The organism is Streptomyces sp. NPDC026673 (genome assembly GCF_040638135.1).
Taxonomy (GTDB): Bacteria; Actinomycetota; Actinomycetes; order Streptomycetales; family Streptomycetaceae; genus Actinacidiphila.
The window spans coordinates 12,531-31,994 of sequence record NZ_JBEZXR010000092.1 but is presented as its reverse complement, the minus strand read 5'-3'; the positions used below and the strand labels follow the sequence as shown (position 1 = coordinate 31,994).

16 protein-coding genes and 1 pseudogene are annotated in these 19,464 nt (G+C 72.1%); 5 read left to right on the top strand and 12 right to left on the bottom strand.

Annotated features, from left to right (window positions below):
- Positions 1-92: pseudogene (locus AB0F62_RS37370) on the top strand (S24 family peptidase); the annotation flags it as partial.
- 33 nt (positions 93-125) lie between these two features.
- Here the strand turns inward: AB0F62_RS37370 and AB0F62_RS37365 are convergent.
- From AB0F62_RS37365 to AB0F62_RS37330, 8 genes are all read right to left on the bottom strand, one after another.
- Positions 126-3,839: a ThuA domain-containing protein gene (locus AB0F62_RS37365; protein ID WP_361810019.1), complete on the bottom strand. Its 3,714-nt coding sequence runs from the start codon at positions 3,837-3,839 to the stop codon at positions 126-128.
- A gap of 309 nt (positions 3,840-4,148) precedes the next feature.
- The gene (locus AB0F62_RS37360) at positions 4,149-5,153 is read right to left on the bottom strand and encodes a sugar phosphate isomerase/epimerase family protein (RefSeq protein WP_361810017.1); all 1,005 of its coding nucleotides are present in this window, start codon (positions 5,151-5,153) and stop codon (positions 4,149-4,151) included.
- A gap of 28 nt (positions 5,154-5,181) precedes the next feature.
- Complete coding sequence (locus AB0F62_RS37355) at positions 5,182-6,387, bottom strand: Gfo/Idh/MocA family oxidoreductase (RefSeq protein ID WP_361810023.1); 1,206 nt, start codon at positions 6,385-6,387, stop codon at positions 5,182-5,184.
- Positions 6,388-6,445: 58 nt separating this feature from the next.
- Positions 6,446-7,492: a substrate-binding domain-containing protein gene (locus tag AB0F62_RS37350; RefSeq protein WP_361810015.1), complete on the bottom strand. Its 1,047-nt coding sequence runs from the start codon at positions 7,490-7,492 to the stop codon at positions 6,446-6,448.
- 75 nt (positions 7,493-7,567) lie between these two features.
- Positions 7,568-8,605 (bottom strand): ABC transporter permease, encoded by a 1,038-nt coding sequence (locus AB0F62_RS37345; RefSeq protein ID WP_361810013.1) that lies wholly within the window; start codon positions 8,603-8,605, stop codon positions 7,568-7,570.
- Positions 8,605-10,146 carry a sugar ABC transporter ATP-binding protein gene (locus tag AB0F62_RS37340; protein WP_361810011.1) on the bottom strand — a complete coding sequence of 514 codons (1,542 nt, stop codon included), beginning with the start codon at positions 10,144-10,146 and terminating at the stop codon, positions 8,605-8,607. The genes AB0F62_RS37345 and AB0F62_RS37340 overlap by 1 nt, the downstream gene beginning before the upstream one ends.
- Positions 10,147-10,255: 109 nt before the next feature.
- On the bottom strand, positions 10,256-11,437 hold the full coding sequence (locus AB0F62_RS37335; protein ID WP_361810009.1) for an ROK family transcriptional regulator: 1,182 nt from the start codon (positions 11,435-11,437) through the stop codon (positions 10,256-10,258).
- Between the two features lie 295 nt (positions 11,438-11,732).
- Positions 11,733-12,914 (bottom strand): ROK family transcriptional regulator, encoded by a 1,182-nt coding sequence (locus AB0F62_RS37330; protein ID WP_361810021.1) that lies wholly within the window; start codon positions 12,912-12,914, stop codon positions 11,733-11,735.
- A 255-nt stretch (positions 12,915-13,169) separates the two neighbouring features.
- On the opposite strand from AB0F62_RS37330, the gene AB0F62_RS37325 reads away from it, so the two are divergent.
- The 4 genes from AB0F62_RS37325 to AB0F62_RS37310 all read left to right on the top strand — a co-directional run bounded on the left by AB0F62_RS37325 (position 13,170) and on the right by AB0F62_RS37310 (position 15,783).
- Positions 13,170-13,970 (top strand): alpha/beta hydrolase, encoded by an 801-nt coding sequence (locus AB0F62_RS37325; protein WP_361810007.1) that lies wholly within the window; start codon positions 13,170-13,172, stop codon positions 13,968-13,970.
- A 44-nt stretch (positions 13,971-14,014) separates the two neighbouring features.
- Complete coding sequence (locus AB0F62_RS37320) at positions 14,015-14,278, top strand: hypothetical protein (RefSeq protein WP_361810005.1); 264 nt, start codon at positions 14,015-14,017, stop codon at positions 14,276-14,278.
- A gap of 174 nt (positions 14,279-14,452) precedes the next feature.
- A complete protein-coding gene (locus AB0F62_RS37315; RefSeq protein WP_361810003.1) occupies positions 14,453-15,247 on the top strand; it encodes an oxidoreductase in 795 nt (264 codons plus the stop codon).
- A 110-nt stretch (positions 15,248-15,357) separates the two neighbouring features.
- Positions 15,358-15,783, top strand: a complete 426-nt coding sequence (locus tag AB0F62_RS37310) for a nuclear transport factor 2 family protein (RefSeq protein WP_361810001.1) — start codon at positions 15,358-15,360, stop codon at positions 15,781-15,783.
- A gap of 101 nt (positions 15,784-15,884) precedes the next feature.
- On the opposite strand, the gene AB0F62_RS37305 is transcribed toward AB0F62_RS37310, so the two are convergent.
- From AB0F62_RS37305 to AB0F62_RS37290, 4 genes are all read right to left on the bottom strand, one after another.
- The gene (locus AB0F62_RS37305) at positions 15,885-16,577 is read right to left on the bottom strand and encodes a hypothetical protein (protein ID WP_361809999.1); all 693 of its coding nucleotides are present in this window, start codon (positions 16,575-16,577) and stop codon (positions 15,885-15,887) included.
- A gap of 67 nt (positions 16,578-16,644) precedes the next feature.
- The gene (locus AB0F62_RS37300) at positions 16,645-16,998 is read right to left on the bottom strand and encodes a WhiB family transcriptional regulator (RefSeq protein ID WP_361809997.1); all 354 of its coding nucleotides are present in this window, start codon (positions 16,996-16,998) and stop codon (positions 16,645-16,647) included.
- Positions 16,999-17,100: 102 nt separating this feature from the next.
- Positions 17,101-17,976, bottom strand: coding sequence for a LysR substrate-binding domain-containing protein (locus AB0F62_RS37295; protein WP_361809995.1), 876 nt, complete (start codon positions 17,974-17,976; stop codon positions 17,101-17,103).
- A 610-nt stretch (positions 17,977-18,586) separates the two neighbouring features.
- On the bottom strand, positions 18,587-19,459 hold the full coding sequence (locus AB0F62_RS37290; RefSeq protein ID WP_361809993.1) for a Gfo/Idh/MocA family oxidoreductase: 873 nt from the start codon (positions 19,457-19,459) through the stop codon (positions 18,587-18,589).
- Positions 19,460-19,464: the final 5 nt, after the last annotated feature.

Sequence of the window (19,464 nt, the reverse complement as noted above, 5' to 3'; positions counted from 1 at the left end):
CCGCCATCTGCGACGGCGATTGGGTGACCGTGCGCCGTCAGCCGGTCGCGGAGAACGGCGACATCGTCGCCGCGATGATCGAGGGCGAGGCCGCCGCCGGCTCGTGGGTGCCGGCAGGGACCGCCCTACGAGGAGGGCAGTTCCTTGATCTGGATGTTCCGGAAGGACACCTGGTCGTCGGCGCCGTGGTTCTGCAGGCCGATGTAGCCGTCCTTCAGGCTGCGGACCGGGTCGGTGTTGGTGAAGTCGTTGATCTTGACCCCGTTGAGGAAGACCTGGAGCCGTTCACCCTGGACCTTGATCTCGTAGCTGTTCCACTGGCCCGGCGGCCGCAGCACCTGGTCGCGGGCCTTGAGGTTGGCCGACTTGAAGCTGTAGACGGATCCGGTGGTGCGGTCGGGGGCGTCGGAGGCGTCGATCTGGACCTCGTAGCCCTTGTCCACCGCGGACCAGGGGTCGTCGGAGGCCGGGAAGCCCACGAAGATCCCCGAGTTGTCGTCGCCGTCCATCTTCCAGTCGAGCTTCAGCGAGTACGAGCCGAACTGCTTGGCCTGGTACCACAGCAGGCCCATGCCGCCCTCGGTGCGCAGTTCACCGTCGACGACGTTGAACTTGCCGGGGCCCGCCTGCTTCCAGCCCTCCGTGGTGTGCCCGTTGAACAGGTCGCGGTAGCCGGTCTGCGGCTTGCAGTCCGCCTTGACCTGTCCGGCGGCGTAGCGCAGCCCGCCCAGGAGGTGCTGGCGGAACGCCGGCTCGGCGTAGGACTCCTTGGTGTGCCCGCCGCCGGTGTAGAAGGAGCGGCCGGACTGGTAGGTCTGGCACCAGGCGATCGGGTGGTCGCCCTTCATCGTGCCGCCCTGGTAGGTGGTCTCGTCCAGGGTGGCGAGGATGCGGGCCTGGCCGCGCGGGTTGGTGCGGTAGTTGTACCACTCGTCGGTGCGCTCCCAGCCGGCCGCGTCGAGGTGCGCGGTGGCCGGGTGGTCGTGGTCCTCGGCGCGGACGGTGGCCTTCTGGATCTGCGGGTGCGACTGGAAGTAGGCGCCGACGAGACCGCCGTAGAAGGGCCAGTCGTACTCGGTGTCGGCGGCGGCGTGGACGCCCATGTAGCCGCCCCCGCCCTTGACGTAGTTCTCGAACGCCTGCTGCTGCTCGGCGTTGAGGACGTCACCGGTGGTCGACAGGAACACCACGGCGTCGTAGCGCGCCAGGTTGTTCGTGGTGAACTGCTTCGGCTCCTCGGTGGCGTCGACGGTGATGTTGGCGGTGGCGCCGAGCTCCTTCAGCGCGGCGACGCCGGTGGGGATGGAGTCGTGGCGGAACCCGGCGGTCCTGGAGAAGACCAGCACCCGCTTGGCGGCCCGGTCGGCCGGGGTGTTGGAGAGCTCGAAGTCGTCGAGGTCGTAGAGCGCCCCGGAGCCGCCCTTGAAGACCAGGAACAGCTCGGTGGTCTTCTTCGGCACGGCGCGCAGCGGTACGTCGATCTCCTGGAAGGTCTCCCAGCCGCCGGTCACCGGGACGGGCGCGGAGCCGAGGATGGTGCCGGTGGCCGAGCCCGTGCGCACCTCGAGGAAGCCGCCGGCACCGCCGGAGGAGACGCGCGCGGTCAACCGGACGGAACCGGTGAGGTTGTAGGGCTTGAAGGAGATCCAGTCGCCGTTGTCGATGTTGCCGACGGTCCGGCCGCCGTGGGCCTCGGCCTTGTCGAAGAGGTCGATGCCGGACTGGGCGGTGAAGTGCTCGGCCTGACGCTGACGCGGCTGGAGCTGTGCCTGGTCGTGGGTGGTGAGGGCCTCCTGGCCGCCGCCCCCGCCGTCGGTGTACTCGGCGTCGAAGACACCGAAGATGTTGGCGTTGGGGTCGTGGCCGCCGTCGGCGGAGGTCTTGATGGTGCCGGTGCAGCCGTTGGCGGAGGTCACGGGGTGGCCGTGGCTGTCGTGGCCGAGGACGTAGGTGACCTTGACCTTGGAGCAGTCGACGGTCCCGTCCTCGGGGTCGGTGACGGTCACCTTGAACGGGATCTCGTCGCCGAAGCTGAACAGCGCGCCTTCGGCGGGCAGGTCCAGCGTCACCTTGGGCGCGGTGTTGCCCACGACGACCCGGACGCTCGCGGAGGCGGTGCGCCCCGTCGGGTCCTTGACGGTGAGGGTCGCGGTGTAGGTGCCGTTCGTGCGGTAGGTGTGCGCGGGGTTGGCGGCGGTGGAGGTGCCGCCGTCACCGAAGTCCCAGCTGTAGGCCAGGGTGTCGCCGTCGGGGTCGGTGGTGCCGGCCGAGGAGAAGGTGACCTTCAGCGGTGCCGTGCCGGAGGTCTTGTTGACGGAGGCCTCGGCGGACGGGGAGCGGCCGTCGGTGGCGTTCTCGATGCGGTAGAGGGCGGAGTGCTCGTCGCCGCCGAACCAGGCGGTGCCGTAGTCGAGGACGTAGAGCGCGCCGTCCGGGCCGAAGGCCATGTCCATGATCTGCGTGCCGGACCAGGCGACGGGGTTGATGGACTGGACGGTGCCGTCCTCGCCCTGCTCGATGCGCTTGATCCAGCGGCGCCCGAACTCACCGGCGAAGAAGTCGCCGTCGTAGGCCTCGGGGAACTTCACCGGGGAGTCCGACTCGGGGTCGTACCGGTAGACGGGGCCGCCCATCGGGGACTCGGAGCCGGAGCCGAACTCGGGCACGGAGCCGCCGTCGTAGGGGAGCCACGCCGCCTGGGCGGGCGGCAGGTCGGTCAGGCCCGTGTTGTACGGGGACTCGTTCCTGGGCGCGGCGCAGTCGAAGGTCTCGCCGGACTGCCCGGTCGCGAAGTCGTAGTCGACGTACGGGTCGTTGTCACCGGTGCAGAAGGGCCAGCCGAAGTTGCCGGCCTTGGTGACGCGGGCGAACTCGACCTGGCCGCCGGGGCCGCGCTTCGGGTCGGCCGCGCCGGCGTCGGGTCCGTAGTCGCCGACGTAGGCGATGCCGGTCTTCTTGTCGACACTGAAGCGGAAGGGGTTGCGGAAGCCCATGGCGTAGATCTCGGGGCGGGTCTTCTCGGTTCCCGGGGCGAAGAGGTTTCCCTCGGGGATCGTGTACGACCCGTCGTCGGCGACCTTGATGCGCAGCAGCTTGCCGCGCAGGTCGTTGGTGTTGCCGGAGGTGCGGCGGGCGTCGTAGGCGGGGTTGCGGCCCGGGCGGTCGTCGATGGGCGCGAAGCCGTCGGAGGCGAAGGGGTTGGAGTCGTCGCCGGTGGACAGGTACAGGTTCCCCTGGGCGTCGAAGTCGATGTCGCCGCCGACGTGGCAGCAGATGCCGCGGGTCGCGGCGACGTCGAGGACCTTCTTCTCGCTGGCGTTGTCCAGGGTCCAGTCGGCGTTGAGCGTGAAGCGCGAGAGCCGGTTGACGCCGTCGAACTTGGCGAAGTCGGCGGCGGTGCCCTGCTCGGGGGCATCACCCGCGGGGGTGTCGAGCGGGGGCGCGTAGTAGAGGAAGATCGCCCGGTTCTGGGCGAAGCCGGGGTCGATGCCGACGCCCTGGAGGCCTTCCTCGTCGTGCGTGTAGACCGGGACGGTCCCGATCACGGTGGTGGTGCCGGCGGCGTCGGTCCTGCGCAGTTCGCCGTCGCGCGAGGTGTGCAGCACGCTGCGGTCGGGCAGGACCGCGAGCGACATGGGCTCGCCGGTCTCGGGCTCTCCCTTGGCGAGGGTGACCTGCTGGAACGCCTCCGCCGCCGCGGGCTCGGTATCGAGCGGCCGGGCCGCGGCGCCTAAGGGGGCGGCGACCACGAGGGACGTCGCGGCGAGCAGGCCGCCGGTGAGGAGTGCGAGTCCCCGCCGGAAGCGGGTTCCGGGTGCTCCGGGCCGTTGTCTGTGCACGTGTGTCCTCCGGGAAGGTCGTACGGGCGGATGCAGCTGCCGTGCGGAAGATCCGGGGACCGGCGTGCGCCGTCACGCTGGTCAGGGGTGTCACGACAGGAACGGCCTCATGTTTCAGGCCCATGTCCTGTACACCTCAGGGACGTTAGCCGGGTTCGTCCGGGACCGAAAGCCCTTGTGCGGTGAATAAGTTGAACTTTCTCCAGCGTCAGGACAAAGACGTGCCCGGGCAGCCCGACAGGCCCGGCGGCGGTGGCCGCCGGGCTGCCGGCTGTGCGTTGTGGCCTGCGAGGACCTCTGATGCTCGAGCTAGTCGTTGCCTCCGAACGCGGCGTCGAACGAGGCCGCCGGCGGGTCGAAGTCATACCTCTTCAGGAGGGAAAGCGCTTCCGGAGCACCGGCGAGGCGGTCCATTCCGGCGTCCTCCCACTCCACCGAGATGGGGCCGTCGTAGGCGATCGACCGGAGCATCCGGAACACGTCCTCCCACGGCACGTCACCGTGCCCCGCCGAGACGAAGTCCCAGCCGCGCCGCGGGTCACCCCAGGGCAGGTGGGAGCCGAGCCGCCCGTTGCGGCCGTCGAGGCGCTTGCGGGCCTCCTTGCAGTCGACGTGGTAGATGCGGTCCTTGAAGTCCCACAGGAACCCGACCGGGTCCAGGTCCTGCCACACGAAGTGGCTCGGGTCGAAGTTCAGCCCGAACGCGGGCCGGTGGCCGACGGCCTCCAGCGCGCGGTGCGTGGTCCAGTAGTCGTAGGCGATCTCGGCCGGGTGAACCTCGTGGGCGAAGCGGACCCCCTCGGCGTCGAAGACGTCCAGGATCGGGTTCCACCGCTCGGCGAAGTCCTCGAAGCCGCGCTCGATCATCCGCTCCGGCACCGGCGGGAACATGGCGACCAGGTGCCAGATCGACGAGCCGGTGAAGCCGATGACGGTGCGCACGCCGAAGGCCGCCGCGGCCCGCGCGGTGTCGGCCAGCTCGCGCGCGGCCCGCTGCCGTACGCCCTCGGGCTCGCCGTCGCCCCAGATGCGGGCGGGCACGATCGCCTTGTGGCGCTCGTCGATCGGGTTGTCGCAGACGGCCTGACCGACGAGGTGGTTGGAGACCGCCCAGCACTTGAGTCCGTACTTGTCCAGCAGTGCCCGCCGCCCGTCCAGGTACGCGGGGTCGGCGAGGGCCTTGTCGACCTCGAAGTGGTCGCCCCAACAGGCGAGTTCGAGCCCGTCGTAGCCGAAGTCGCGGGCGAGCCGGCAGACCTCCTCCAAGGGCAGGTCGGCCCACTGGCCGGTGAAGAGGGTGAAGGGTCGTGGCACGGCGAGGGCCTCCTCGAAGCGGGCGTGGTCAGACGGTGACGGGGGTGTAGACGGCGTTCTTCTCGGCGCTCTCCTCCACCGCCGCCAGGACGCGCTGCACCTGCAGGCCGTCGGCGAACGACGGCGCCGGGGCGGTCCCGGCGGCGATGCCGTGGACGAGGTCGCGCGCCTGGTGGGTGAAGGTGTGCTCGTAGCCGAGCGCGTGGCCGGGCGGCCACCACGCCTCCAGGTACGGATGACCCGGCTCGGTCACCAGGATCCGCCGGAAGCCGGCCGAGGAGGCGGGCTCGGTGTGGTCGTGGAACGACAGCTCGTTCAGCCGCTCCAGGTCGAAGGCGAGCGAGCCGCGCTCGCCGTTGATCTCCAGCCGCAGGGCGTTCTTGCGCCCCGAGGCCATCCGGGTGGCCTCGAACGAGGCGAGCGCGCCCGAGGCCAGCCGCCCGGTGAAGAGCGCCGCGTCGTCGACCGTGACCGGCCCCCGCTCCGCGGCCCCGGAACCCGACAGCCCCGTCGACGCGCCCGCGAGCAGGGGCCGCTCGCGGACGAAGGTCTCGGTGAGCGCCGAGACACCCACCAGATGCTCCCCCGCCAGGTACTGCGCGAGGTCCACGGCGTGCGCACCGAGGTCACCGAGGGCCCCGGAACCCGCGTACTCGCGCTTCAGCCGCCAGGTCAGCGGGAAGTCCGGGTCGACGAGCCAGTCCTGGAGGTAGGTCACGCGCACGTGGCGGATCGTGCCGATCCTCCCGTCCGCGATGAGCCTGCGGGCGTAGGCCACCGCCGGCACCCGCCGGTAGTTGAAGCCGACCATGGCCACCTGGCCGCGCTCGGCCGCCCGCTCGGCCGCCGAGGCCATGGCCTCGGCCTCGGCGACCGAATTGGCGAGCGGCTTCTCGCACAGGACGTGCTTGCCCGCCTCGAGTGCCGCGATGGCGATCTCGGCGTGGCTGTCACCGGGGGTGCACACGTCCACGAGATGGACGTCGTCCCGGTCCACCAGCGCCCGCCAGTCCGTTTCCGCGGCCGCCCATCCGTGCCGGGCGGCGGCCGCCCGGACGGCGGCCGTGTCCCGGCCGCCGATCGCGGCGAGCACGGGCCGCATCGGCAGCTCGAAGACGTGGCCCACGGTGCGCCACGCCTGCGAGTGCGTGGCGCCCATGAAGGCGTAGCCGACCATGCCGATGCCGAGCGCCGGCAAAGCGGCCCCTGCGTCGCTGTCTTCCCTACCGGCCATATCAGCCATGCCGTTGCTCCTCGTCGGTTGCTCGGTTCGGACGGGCGGGGCGGACCTGTCAGATGAAGCCCGTCGGCAGGTACTCGTCGACGTTCTCCTTGGTGACGACGGCGGAGTAGAGGGTGATCGACGCGGGGATCTCCAGCTCCGACATCCCTGCGACGCCCTTCTTCTGGCCGAGCGCACGGGCCAGGTCGATGGCGGAGGCGGCCATGGTCGGCGGGTAGAGGACGGTGGCCTTCAGCACGCCGTTGTCGGCCTTGATGGCGTCCATGGCCGACTTGGAACCGGCGCCGCCGACCATGAAGAAGTCGTCGCGGCCCGCCTGCGCGATGGCACGCAGGGCGCCGACGCCCTGGTCGTCGTCGTGGTTCCACAGCGCGTCGAACTGCTTCTGCGCCTGCAGCAGCTGGGCCATCTTGGCCTGGCCGGTCTCGACGGTGAACTCGGCCGCCTGCCGGGCCACCTTCTTGATGTTGGGGTAGTTCTTGAGGGCGTCGTCGAAGCCCTGGGTGCGCTGCCGCGTGAGCTCCAGGTTGTCGATGCCGGCGAGCTCGACGACCTTGGCGTCGGGCTTGTCCTTGAGCTGCTCGCCGATGTAGCGGCCGGCGTTGAGCCCCATACCGTAGTTGTCGCCGCCGATCCAGCAGCGGTACGCCTGCGGAGAGGCGAAGATCCGGTCCAGGTTGATCACCGGGATGCCGGCCTTCATGGCCTGCAGGCCCACCTGGGTGAGGGCCTTGCCGTCGGCCGGCAGGATGACCAGGACGTCGACCTTCTTGTTGATCAGGGTCTGGATCTGGCCGATCTGCGCGGCGGTGTCGTTGGAGCCCTCGGTGATCTCCAGGGTCACCTCGGAGTACTTCGCGGCGCGGTCCTTGGCGTTCTGGTTGATGGCGTTGAGCCAGCCGTGGTCGGCCTGCGGGCCGGCGAAGCCGATCGTGACCGGCGTGCCGGGCTTGTCGTCGGCGGCCGCCGCCGTGGTGGCGGCCGTTCCGGCCTTCTTCGGTTCGTTGCTCGTGCAGGCGGTGAGGGCCGCTCCGGCGGAGACGGCGGCGGCGCCGAAGAGCAGTCCTCTGCGGCTGGTGACCGGGATTCGTGGCATGGCGGTGAGACCCTTCGGGATAGGGCGGTGCGGGTGCGTGCGGGTTGTCGGGCGGAGCGGGGGCGACGAGCCGAGTCAGCCGTCGCCGTTGCGCAAGGTGCTGCGCTGGACCAGGACGGCGGCCACGATGATCGCTCCCTTGGCGATCTGCTGGACGGCGCTCTCCAGGTTGTTGAGGGCGAAGATGTTCTGGATGGTGGTGAACACCAGGACGCCGAGTACGGAGCCGACGATCGTGCCGCGGCCGCCGCTGAGCAGCGTGCCGCCGATGATCGCCGCGGCGATCGCGTCGAGTTCGTAGAGGTTGCCGTTGGTGTTCTGGCCCGAGCCGGACAGGATGATCAGCATGAAGGCCGCGATGCCGCAGCACAGCCCGGACAGCAGGTAGAGGTAGAGCCGCTGCCGGCGGATGTCGATGCCGGCCAGGCGGGCCGCCTCCGCGTTGCCTCCGACGGCCACGCTCCTGCGCCCGAAGGTCGTCCGGTTCAGCACCAGCCAGCCGATGACGGTGACCGCGGCGAAGACCAGCACCAGCGGCGGGATGCCGAGGACGTAGCTGGCGGGAAGACCGAGGTCGAGCACCGAGGACACGGTGACGATCTGCGTCTTGCCGTCGGTGAGATACAGGGCGAGCCCGCGTGCCGAGGCGAGCATGGCGAGGGTCGCGATGAACGGCACCATGCCGCCGTAGGCGATGAGCACCCCGTTGACCAGCCCGCAGCCGACGCCGACGACGACCGCGGTGAAGAGGATGCCCGTGAAGCCGTACTCCTGGGTGGCGAGCGTCGTCGCCCACACGGAGGCGAGCGCCACGATCGCGCCGACGGACAGGTCGATGCCCCCGCTGGTGATCACGAAGGTCATGCCGACGGTGACGACACCGACGACGGACGCCTGGGTGAGCACCAGTTGGAGGTTGGAGACGTCCAGGAAGCTGTCGGGCTGCGTGATGCCCCCGACGAGGACGAGGGCCGCGAGGACGCCGAGCAGGGACAGGTTGCGCACGTCGGCGCGGAGCCCCAGCGCCGGACGCCGGCCGCCGCCCTTCGTGGCGGGAGGCGCGTCCACGGGCGGCGTCGGTGCCTGCGGGGCCTGGGAAGCGGGCTGCGTCATCAGCTCGGGCTCCCTTCCATGACGAGGTCGAGTACGCGGTGTTCGTCCAGTTCCGTCGCGGGTGCCGTGTGCACGACACGGCCCTCGCGGAGCACCACCACCCGGTCCGCGAGCCCCAGCACCTCGGGGACCTCGCTGGAGACGAGCAGGACGGCGAGCCCGTCGTCGGCGAGCCGGCGGATCACCGCGTACAGCTCGGCGCGGGCACCCACGTCGACGCCCCGGGTCGGCTCGTCGAGCAGCAGCACCCGGCAGCCGCGCAACAACCAGCGGGCGAGGACGGCCTTCTGCTGGTTGCCGCCCGACAGGGTGCGCACCTGCGCGTCCGGGTTGTCGGGACGCAGGGACAGCGCGCGGGTGGCCTCCCGGGCGACCCGGCGCTCCTCCCTGCGGTCGAGCCATCCGCCCCGGGAGAAGCGGGAGAGCGTGGACACCGACACGTTGCGCGTGACGGACTCCAGCATCAGCAGCGCCTGCGCCTTGCGCTCCTCCGGCGCCAGGCCCAGCCCCGCGCGGACGGCCGAGGGGACGCTGCCGGGCTTGAGGGCGCGCCCGTCGACGATGACCCGGCCCGCGGTGGGCTTCCTGGCGCCGTAGAGGGTCTCGAGGATCTCCGAGCGCCCGGAGCCGACGAGGCCGGCGAGTCCGACGATCTCCCCCGGACGCACCTCGAGGTCGACCGGGGCGAACTCCCCGTCGCGCGAGAGGCCTTCGACCCGCAGCACGGGGTCGCCGACGGGAGGTGCCGAGGGGCGCTCGGGGAAGACGTACTCGACGTCACGGCCCGTCATGAGCGCGACGATGTCCCGGGTGGGCATGGATTTGGCGGGCAGTCCGCCGGCGACCGCGCGGCCGTCCTTGAGGACGGTGACCCGGTCACCGACGCGGCGGATCTCCTCCAGCCGGTGGGAGATGTACACGACGGCGACACCGTCGGCGGTGAGCTGCCCGACGATGCGGAGCAGGTTGTCGGTCTCCTCGGGGTCCAGCGCGGCGGACGGCTCGTCCATGACGATGAGGCGTACGTCGTGCGAGAGGGCCCGGGCCATCGACACGATCTGCTGGTGGGCCGCGGACAGGTCGCCGACGCGGCGGGCGGGATCGATCTCGGGATGGCCGAGCCGACCGAGCAGAACGGCCGCTCCCCGGCGGGCGTCGCGTCCGCGCACGACGAATCCCGCGCTGGTCGGCTCATGGCCGAGGAAGACGTTCTCGGCGACGGACAGTCCTTCGACCAGGTCGAGTTCCTGGTAGATCGTGGCGATGCCGAGCCGCATCGCGGCGATGGGCGACCTCAGCGACACCGGTTCCCCGCGCCAGGTGATCTCCCCGTCGTCGGGCTGGTGAACCCCGGCGAGCACCTTGATGAGGGTGGACTTCCCCGCGCCGTTCTGGCCGAGGAGGCAGTGCACCTCACCGGCCTGGACGTCCAGGTCCACGCCGTCGAGGGCGCGGACGCCGGGGAAGGACTTGGTGATGCCGGACATGGTGAGCAGCGGGGCTGCGATCGGGGGCGGCGGTGCCGGTGGTTCTGGTGCCATGACGATCCCCTCGGCGGGTGCGGGTACACGTGCGCGTGCGGAGCGTGCCGGTGGAGCCGGTGGTGCCGTGGTGCCGGTGGTGCCGTGGTGCGTTCGGGCCGGTGGGGGATCAGGCCGGGGAGAACACGTGGTCGCTGATGAGCCGGGCCGCGCCGATCACGCCGGCGGTGGGGCCCAGTTCACCGAGGACGATGGGCAGGTTGCCGGTCGCCAGGGGCAGCGACTGGCGGTAGACCTGGCTGCGGATGCTGGCGAGCAGGGTGTGGCCGAGACCGGTGACACCGCCGCCGATCACGACCAGCGCGGGGTTGAAGAAGCTGACGAGTCCGGCGATGACCTGACCGACACGGTTGCCCCCCTCGCGGATGAGCTCCAGCGCGGCCGCGTCACCGACCGCCGCCGCGGCCGCGACGTCGACGGCGGACAGTTGGCCGGCCGCCTCCAGCCGGGCCGTGAGGGCGGGCGACCACCCCGATCTGGCGGCCTCCAAGGCGTCGGCGGCGAGCGCGGCGCCACTGAAGTGGGCTTCCAGGCACCCCGTGTTGCCGCAGGCGCAGGCGCGTCCGTCGGCCTCGACCCGGATGTGGCCGATGTCGCCGGCGCTGCCGGTCACACCGCGGTGCACCTCACCGCCGACGACGATGCCGCAGCCGATGCCCGTACCGATCTTGACGCAGAGGAAGTCGCCGACGGAGCGGGCGACTCCGGCGTGCTGCTCCCCCATGGCCATCAGGTTCACGTCGTTGTCGACCATGACGGGGCAGCCCAGTTCCTGGCTGAGCGCCTCGCGGACCGGGAAGCCGTCCCAGCCCGGCATGATCGGCGGGGCGACGGGGACGCCCTCGGGGAAGCGGACGGGCCCCGGTACCCCGATGCCCGCCCCGTCGAAGCCCTCGGCCAGGCCCGCGGCCCTGAGTTTGGCCGCCATCTCGAGGATCCGCTCGAAGACGGCGACCGGTCCCTCGCGGACGTCCATCGGGTGGTTGAGGTGACCGAGCACCTCCAGTTCGGCGTTGGTGACGGCGACGTCCACCGAGGTGGCGCCGATGTCGACGCCGAGGAAGCGCAGGCTCGGGGCGAGCCGGATGTTGTGCGAGCGCCTGCCGCCGCGTGAGGCGGCCAGGCCGTCCGCGACCACGAGGCCCGTCTCCAGCAGCCGGTCGACCTCGACGGCGAGCTTGGACCGGGAGAGGTCGATCTGGTCCCCCATCTGGGCACGGGAGTTCGGTCCGCCGTCACGGAGCAGCCGCAGAAGCCGCGCCTGGTGCGCGTTGGCGGGTCGAGCTGTCATGCGTCTCACGTGCCCCTCACCTCCCCCGGCCGTCGGCATGGGGATACCGGACCGGCATCGGCCGGTCCCGCTCCGTCAGGCTTTCGATGGGAAAGTAGCAGCGCCCGCCCGGTGGGGGAAGAAGTTGCGCAGGAATCGAGAAGGTCTTTTTCCGGTTCCAGGACAAAGTCTTGCCGAGAGGTCAACTCCCGTGCCGGGAAGGGGAAGTCGACCGAGCGAGGCGGTATGCGGCAGCGCGGCAAAGAGCCGTTCCGCAGGAGGGGAGGGCAGCCCGCTCACGGTCCCGGCCCGGGCGTCACACCGGCGAGAAGACGTGATCGCTGATCAGACGGGTGGCCCCGACCACACCCGCGGCCGCTCCGAGTTCACTCAGCACGATGGGGAGGTTGCCGGTCGCCAGCGGCAGCGACTGCCCGTACACCTGGCTTCGGATGCTCGCGAGCAGGGTGTGCCCGAGGCCGGTGAGTCCGCCGCCGATCACGACGAGCCCGGGGTTGAAGAAGCTCACCAGCCCGGCGATCACCTGGCCGGTGCGGTTGCCGCCCTGTCGGATGAGGTCCAGGGCGGCGCCGTCACCGCCGGCGGCGGCCGCGGCCACGTCGGCGGAGGTCAGCGCGCCGGCCGACGCCAGCCGCGCGGCGAGCGCCGCCGATCCCCCGGCGCCCGCGGTCGCCGTCGCGTCCCGTACGAGCGCGCTGCCGCCGAAGTAGGCCTCCAGGCAGCCGTGGTTGCCGCACGCGCAGGGGAGGCCCTCCGGCACGACCTGGATGTGGCCGATGTCCCCGGCGCTTCCGGTGACCCCGCGGTGGACCCGTCCGCCCACGACGATGCCGCAGCCGATTCCGGTCCCGATCTTGACGAAGAGGAAGTCGCGGACCGAGCGGGCGACCCCGGCGTGCTGCTCCCCCAGGGCCATGAGGTTCACGTCGTTGTCGACCAGGACCGGACAGCCCAGCTCCTGGCTCATGGCCTCCCGGACCGGGAAGCCGTCCCAGCCCGGCATGATCGGCGGCGCGACCGGCACGCCGTCGGGGAACCGCACCGGTCCCGGCACCCCGACCCCGGCGCCGTCGAAGCTCTCGGCGGTGCCCGCGGCGCGCAGTTCGGCGGCCATCACCAGCACCTGCTCGAACACCGCCACCGGGCCCTCGCGGACGTCGAAGGGCTGGGAGAGGTGGCCGAGCACCTCCAGCTCCGCGTTGGTGACGGCGACGTCGACCGAGGTGGCCCCGATGTCCACGCCGAGGAAGCGCAGACCGGGGGCGAGGCGCACATTGTGGGAAGGCCGTCCGCCGCGCGAGGCGGCCAGGCCGTCCGCGACCACGAGGCCCGTCTCCAGCAGCCGGTCGACCTCGACCGCCAGCTTCGACCGGGACAGCTGCACCTGGTCCCCGAGCACCGCGCGGGACTGGGGGCCCATGTCACGCAGCAGACGCAGCACACGCGCCTGGTGCCCGTTCGCCGGACGGGCCGTCATACGCCTCACGCCGCGCCTCTCCCCTGCCGCCGCCGGCCGTCGAGCGAGTGCACCTCGCCGCCTTCCGGACGGGGCCACGACCGACCGGACGGTACCACCGGGGTGGGCCGCCGGGAAGGAACCTCCGGAACAGCGCCGGCGCCCGCCGCTCCCCGGGCGGCGGAAACATTGTTGGCAGGCACCGGCCGTATCCGGCAGGGTGCGGGGCGGCGATACGCGGCGTGGGTCCCCCGCGCCGGGAGGAGGAGATGCGTGATGACGTGGTCGGGCATGACGGTGGTCCGCGACGGTGTACGGCTGGAGTGCCGGGACTGGGGCGGCGCGGGGCCGACCGTGGTGCTGCTGCACGGCCTGGCCGGTCACGCCGGGGAATGGGACGACACGGCGCGGTGGCTGAGCCGTCGTCATCGTGTGATCGCCGTGGACCAGCGCGGGCACGGCACTTCCGAGCGGCACCCCGAGGACGTGTCCCGCGCGGCCTACATCGCCGACGCCGCGGCCGTCGTCGCCCGGCTCGGCACCGGGCCGGTGATCCTGGTGGGGCAGTCGCTCGGCGGCCACACGGCGATGCTGACCGCCGCGGCCCACCCGGAGCTCGTCCGCGCCCTGGTACTGGTCGAAGCGGGTCCCGGCGGCCCGAACCCGGGGGTGCCCGCGGACATCGGGGCGTGGCTGGACTCCTGGCCGGTGCCCTTCGCGTCGTCCGGGGCCGCCGCGGAGTTCCTCGGCGGCGGCGCGGTCGGCAGGGGCTGGGCGGAGGGCCTGGAGAGGCGCGACGACGGCTGGTGGCCGCGCTTCGACCGCGACCTCATGGTGGCTTCCCTGCGGGAGAACGCGGAACGTTCCTTCTGGGAGGAGTGGGGCGCGGTGCGGTGCCCGACGCTGGTCGTCCTCGCCGAGAAGGGGATCATCGGTGCGGAGGAGGCCGAGGAGATGCACCGGCGGCAGCCGCGGGCGGTGACGGCCGTCGTACCCGGGGCGGGGCACGACGTCCATCTGGAGCGCCCGGACGCGTTGCGCCACGCCATGAGCGGCTTCCTGGACGGTCTCGGCTGACGCCGCCCCCGCCAGGGGCGCTCGACGGGCGATCGGACGGCCGGGTGAAGGACCTCCCCGCGCGCGTGCGGCGGCTCGGCGGGCGGCTGCACGTCTGGTACGACGACGCGTCGGGGGCACCGCCCCACGCCCTCCAAGGCGCACCGGACCTGTCCCGGGTGGAGGTGGCACCGGGAACGCGGGCGTTCCTGTGCAGACCCACCTCCTTCACCAGGGCACTGCGCCCGATGCTGGTGCACGCCGGGGTGGCTCCCGCGTCGATCCGCCACGAGGTCTTCGGTCCGGACATATGGCACGCGCCGAACTGAGCGCCGGCGTGGGTCGCGGCGCGGGTCACGCGGTCGCGCAGTGGGTCGCGTCACTCGGCGCCGGATGTACTTGATTGAACATTCCACTTCTGTTTAACCTTCAACCACCGACCCGGAACGCGCCGGCGTCACCGAATCCAGGATCTTTATCAATCAATCCAGAAAAGGATCGCCATGGACCTGCACCTCAAGGACAAGACCGTCGTCGTCACCGGGGCCAGCCGGGGCATCGGACTCGCCACCGTCCGCGCCTTCGCCGAGGAGGGCGCACGCGTGGTGGGCGGAGCCCGCACCCCCGGAGCGGGCCTTCAGGAGCTCGCCGCCGCGTACGACGTCGTGCCGGTGGCCGGGGATCTCGCGACCCCCGAAGGGGTCGAGCGGCTGGTCGCGACCGCGGTGGAGCGCTTCGGCGGCGTCGACGTCCTGGTGAACAACGTGGGCGCCGTCCAGCCGCGCCTGGGCGGCTTCCTCTCGGTCACCGACGAGGACTGGCTCGCGACCATGAACCTCAACCTCATGAGCGCGGTCCGGGCGTGCCGCGCGGCGCTGCCCGAGCTGCTGACCGCCCGCGGCTCCATCGTCACGGTCAGCTCGGTGAACGCCTTCCTGCCCGACCCCGGCGTGATCGACTACACGGCCTCGAAGGCGGCCCTCACCAACTTCTCCAAGGCGCTCTCCAAGGAGGTGGGCCCGCTCGGGGTCCGGGTGAACACGATCGCCCCGGGACCGGTCTCCACCGACATCTGGACCGGCGAGAACGGCATGGCCGACCAGGTCGCGCAGGCCATGGGCAAGGACCTCGACACCGCGATCGAGGAACTCCTCGCGGGCCTCGGCGGCCTCGCCACGGGCCGCCTCACGACGTCCGAGGAGGTGGCGGACCTCGTCCTCATGCTCGCCAGCGACCGTACCGGCAACATCACCGGAGCGGACTTCACCATCGACGGTGGCTTGATCAAGACCCTGTGAGGCCCGGCTCGGCGGACAGCCCGGCGGCGGGGGCCCCAACTCCCCTATGCTCGCCTTCGATTCGACAACGTTCCCAACAGTTGAACCTTGAATCACCTCAGGAGATCGCCATGCCCGAGACACCCGGCTCCGGGACCTCGGCCCCCCGCGAGGTCGCCGAGGCGATGTACGACGCCATGCTGCGGTCCGACCGCGACACGCTGACGGCCATCACCTCCCCCGAGATCCGGATCCGGGTGACGGACGCGCTGCCCTACGGGGGCACGTACTCCGGGCTCGCCGGCTTCGCCGCGTTCTTCAAGAAGACCTTCGACCTGATCGAGAGCCGCATCGAGTTCGAGCGCCTCTTCGACGCCGGCGGCCAGGTCGTCGCCGTGGGCCGCACCAAGGGCACCGGACGCGAGAGCGGGCAGCCCTTCGACTCCGCCATCGTGCACGTCTTCACCGTCGAGGACGGCACGATCGTCGGATTCGACGCGTACGTCGAGGACGGACCCATCACCACGGCGATCGAAGGCACCGGCGCCCCGGACTGACGCGCGCCCGCCCAGCCGGCGGTGACCGCCGGCGACCGCCTCCGTCCCCGCGCCATCCGGCACTGAAGGCGGTGGCCGTCCACGGGCCGGTCCGGCGGTGATCAGGACCGGTACACGGCGGTCAGCGGGTAGTGGCCGGCGTCGAAGGCCTCCTGGCACACGGAGATCCCGAAAGCGATCTGAAGGCCCTTGAGGAACCGCTCCCGCCAGTCGGTGATCCGGCCCTCGGTCTCGAAGACCGGACGCCCGTCGGTATGACGGACCTCAGGACGGCATCCCGCTTCGTGCATGGCCCAGTTGAGGAAGGACATCTCCGGCGCGTGGTCGAAGTAGTGTCCGCCGTGCGATTCGGCGGCCCCGGCGAAGCCGCCGTGGATCTCGCCGCTCCACACCCGGCGGCCGTCCTCGAAGTAGGCCATGCAGTACATGCCCTTGGCGGCGATGTTGTAGAGGAGGACGACCCGGCCCGTTCCCCGCGGCAGCGCGAAGCCCTCCTGGAAGTGGATCAGGTAGTCGAAGTCCCCGGCCAGGAAGGACCACTCCCCTTCCCTGCCGTAGACGGTGAGGCAGGGTTCGTCGGGGACCCGTACACGGGGGTGCGTCCGGTCGTAAATGGCCTTGGCCTCGGCGCCGACGGGCTCGGGGATCTCCCAGGGGACGGCGCCGAAGACCACCGCCAGGTCCTGCGGCGCGATGTTCTCCGCGAACACGAGACCGGCCTGTCCCCCCAGGAGGGGGTCGGCACTATGCGGCCAGCGTCTGCCGATCCACCCGATTCCATCGTCTGCCGCCATGGACGGGACCGTAACAGCGGTGTCAGACAACGGCGTTGGGCCCCGCCGCCGCCCATGTGCGGCGCGTTCAGGCGGAGGCCCGCTCCGGGCGGCGCTCGTAGGCCTGACGTGCCGTCCTCAGGAGGGTGCGCCAGGACGTGACGGTGGGGCGGCGGCGCAGCAGTGCGCGACGCTCGCGCTCGGTCATGCCGCCCCAGACACCGAACTCGATGCGGTTGTCGAGGGCGTCCGCGAGGCACTCGGTACGCACCGGGCAGCCTCCGCAGAGCGCCTTGACGCGCTTCTGCGCGGCGCCCGGGGCGAACAGGACGTCCGGGTCGTCCATCCGGCAGATGGCCTGGGCTCCCCAGTTGTCGACCCAGACGACGGACTCGTCGGCGGCGTTCGTCGTCCCCGGCTCCTGCACCACGTCAAGCTTCATCCGCGTCTCACTCCCGCTTCGCCGCCCCGTCGCGCCATCGCGCGGGGCTGCTCCTCTCGTCTGTCTCCTGAGTACGGATCGATCGCGGCAATCGTTCAGCGGTCAGGCGGCCGAGTCGGCGCAGGCGACCGCGATGGCGGCGAACTCCTCGATCAGCGTGTCGTGCCGGCCGCTGTCCCAGGCCAGGAACACCCGGTTGGGGGCGATGTCCTCGACCGCGACGTGGGCGATGTCGGCACGGGTGTAGTAGGTCGCGGTGGACAGTGGGAGGACCACGACCCCGCGGCCCGCCGCCACGCTCTCGAGCTTCTCCTCGACCGAGCGGAAGGCCGGGACGGCGGGCCGGTGCCGCGGATCGGCGAGTTCCCCGGCGATGTCACGCCACTCGGGCACGGCGTCGGGGTCCTGGAGGAGGTGCTCGCCGGCGAGGTCGGCGATGCCGAGGGAGGGCTTTCCCGCGAAGGGGTGGTCGGCGGGCAGGACGGCGACGCGGGGTTCGGTCAGGAGGCTCCGGGTGGCCAGGCCCCGGGTGTCGATGGGCATCCTGACGTAGCCGATGTCGACGCGGCCGTCGAGGATCACCTCGGTCTGGTCGTCCCAGCTCGTCCTGACGACCTCGACGGACAGATCCGGGTGCCGGCGGGAGAGTTCCCGCACGGCACCGGTGACGATCAGTCCGGGCATGAAGCCGACGGTGAAGGAGGGGTGGCCCCGGGCCGCGCGCGCGACGCGGCGGCGGGCGGCCTCGGCGGCCGCCAGCAGCGGAACGGCGTCCTCGAGGAGCTGGGCACCGGCCGCCGTCAGCTCGGTGCTGCGGCGGTCGCGGGAGAAGAGCCGCGCCTTGAGCTCGTTCTCCAGAGCCCTGATCTGCCGGGACAGTACGGGTTGCGCGATGTGCAGGCGTTCCGCCGCTCGCCCGAAGTGCAACTCCTCGGCCACCGCGACGAAGTACCGCAGCTTGCGCAGATCCAGATCCACCGGCCGCTCCTCGTCTCCTCGCCGGGCGGGACATTTCCGAGCGTATCCGCCCGGCCGCGGCTTCTCAGCGGGGAGCGGCAAGGGGCGGGCGCGGTCGCCCGGGCGCCGGGCCGGGAGGGCACGCCGCCCGGGCCCCGCCGGGGTCGGAGCCGTACGGCGGCCGAGCCGGGTCCGAGCCGGCCCGGGACGTGGCCGCGTACGAGGACGCGTACGGGGACGCGTCGGCGCCGACGGGCTGGTGGACGGGGCCGCCCTGCCCCCACCCGCCGCACGGCGCGGCGGCCGGGCGACGGACCGCGTGTCGCGGACCGGGCCGCCGCGGCGGTCCGGCCACCCCGGCCCGGGCGCTCGGGATTCCACTCGGGGACCTGCCCCGGGGCCGCCGCGCGCGCCGCCGACGGCATCCCCGCGCGGGCGCCGCCGTCCCGGGACCATGCCGGCCGGCTCGCCCGTCCCGGGGGATGGCTCCGCGGCACGCCCGGCTCACGGCCGTGGCCCGTCCGGCGCGGCCGGGGCCTCCGGTGGGGAGTGCCTGCATCGTGCCCGCCCCTCTCGGACGCGGGCGACGGGCCGTCCGAGGCCGCCCCGGGCCGGTCGCGCCTCCCCGGCGTCAGCGCAGGGCCGCGTCGATGAGCTCCTGCAGGCGCAGTCCGCGACGCGCGTCCAGCTCACCCGCACGGCCGGAGCGGACGGCGGCGGCGAACTCGGCGCGCAGGACGGGCCAGCCCTCCTCGTGGTCGATGGCGGAGGTGTCGTAGACAAGCTCTCCGCCCGGGCCGAGGAGTTCGATCCGGGTGCGGGGCTTCGGGAGCCGGACGCTGCCGGAGAGCGAGGCCTGGCTCACCGCCCCGTTCTCGTGCTCGCAGGTGACCTCGACCCATCGGCGCGGGTCACCGGTGGCGCGGATCGAGGTGATGGGTCCGACGGCCGCGTCGAGGAGGTCGACGAGGTGCGGGCCGAGATCGAGCAGCGCGCCCTGTTCCAGGCGCCAGCCGGTGGCGAACTCCCCGCCGAGGAAGGCCCCGTGCAGGTAGCAGGAGCGTGCCCCGGTGACCTCGGCCTCCCGTGCGCGGCGCAGGAAGGCGCGGGTCTCGGCCTGGTAGCGCTTGGTGAGCACCATCTGGGAGACGACACCGGCCTCCGCGACGGCGTCGGCGACGGCGCGCGCCGAGCCGAGGTCGGGGCCGAGCGGCTTCTCCAGCAGCAGGGCCTTGCCGGCTTTGGCGGCCCGTACGGCGAGTTCGGCCTGGACGGCGGGTGGCACGGCGAAGGCCACGGCCTCGCAGCGGTCGAAGAGTTCCTCCGGGCTGCCGGCCGTCACCGCGCCGTAGGTGTCGGCGATCTCGCGGGCCGCTTCCGGGCGGCGGGCCCAGACGGCCGTGAGCCGGGTCTCGGGTCCGGCGGCCAGAATCCGGGCGTGCATGGCGCGGGCCCAGGGGCCGGCGCCGATCAGCCCGACCTCGACGGGGGCGGGGGTGTTCACGGGTG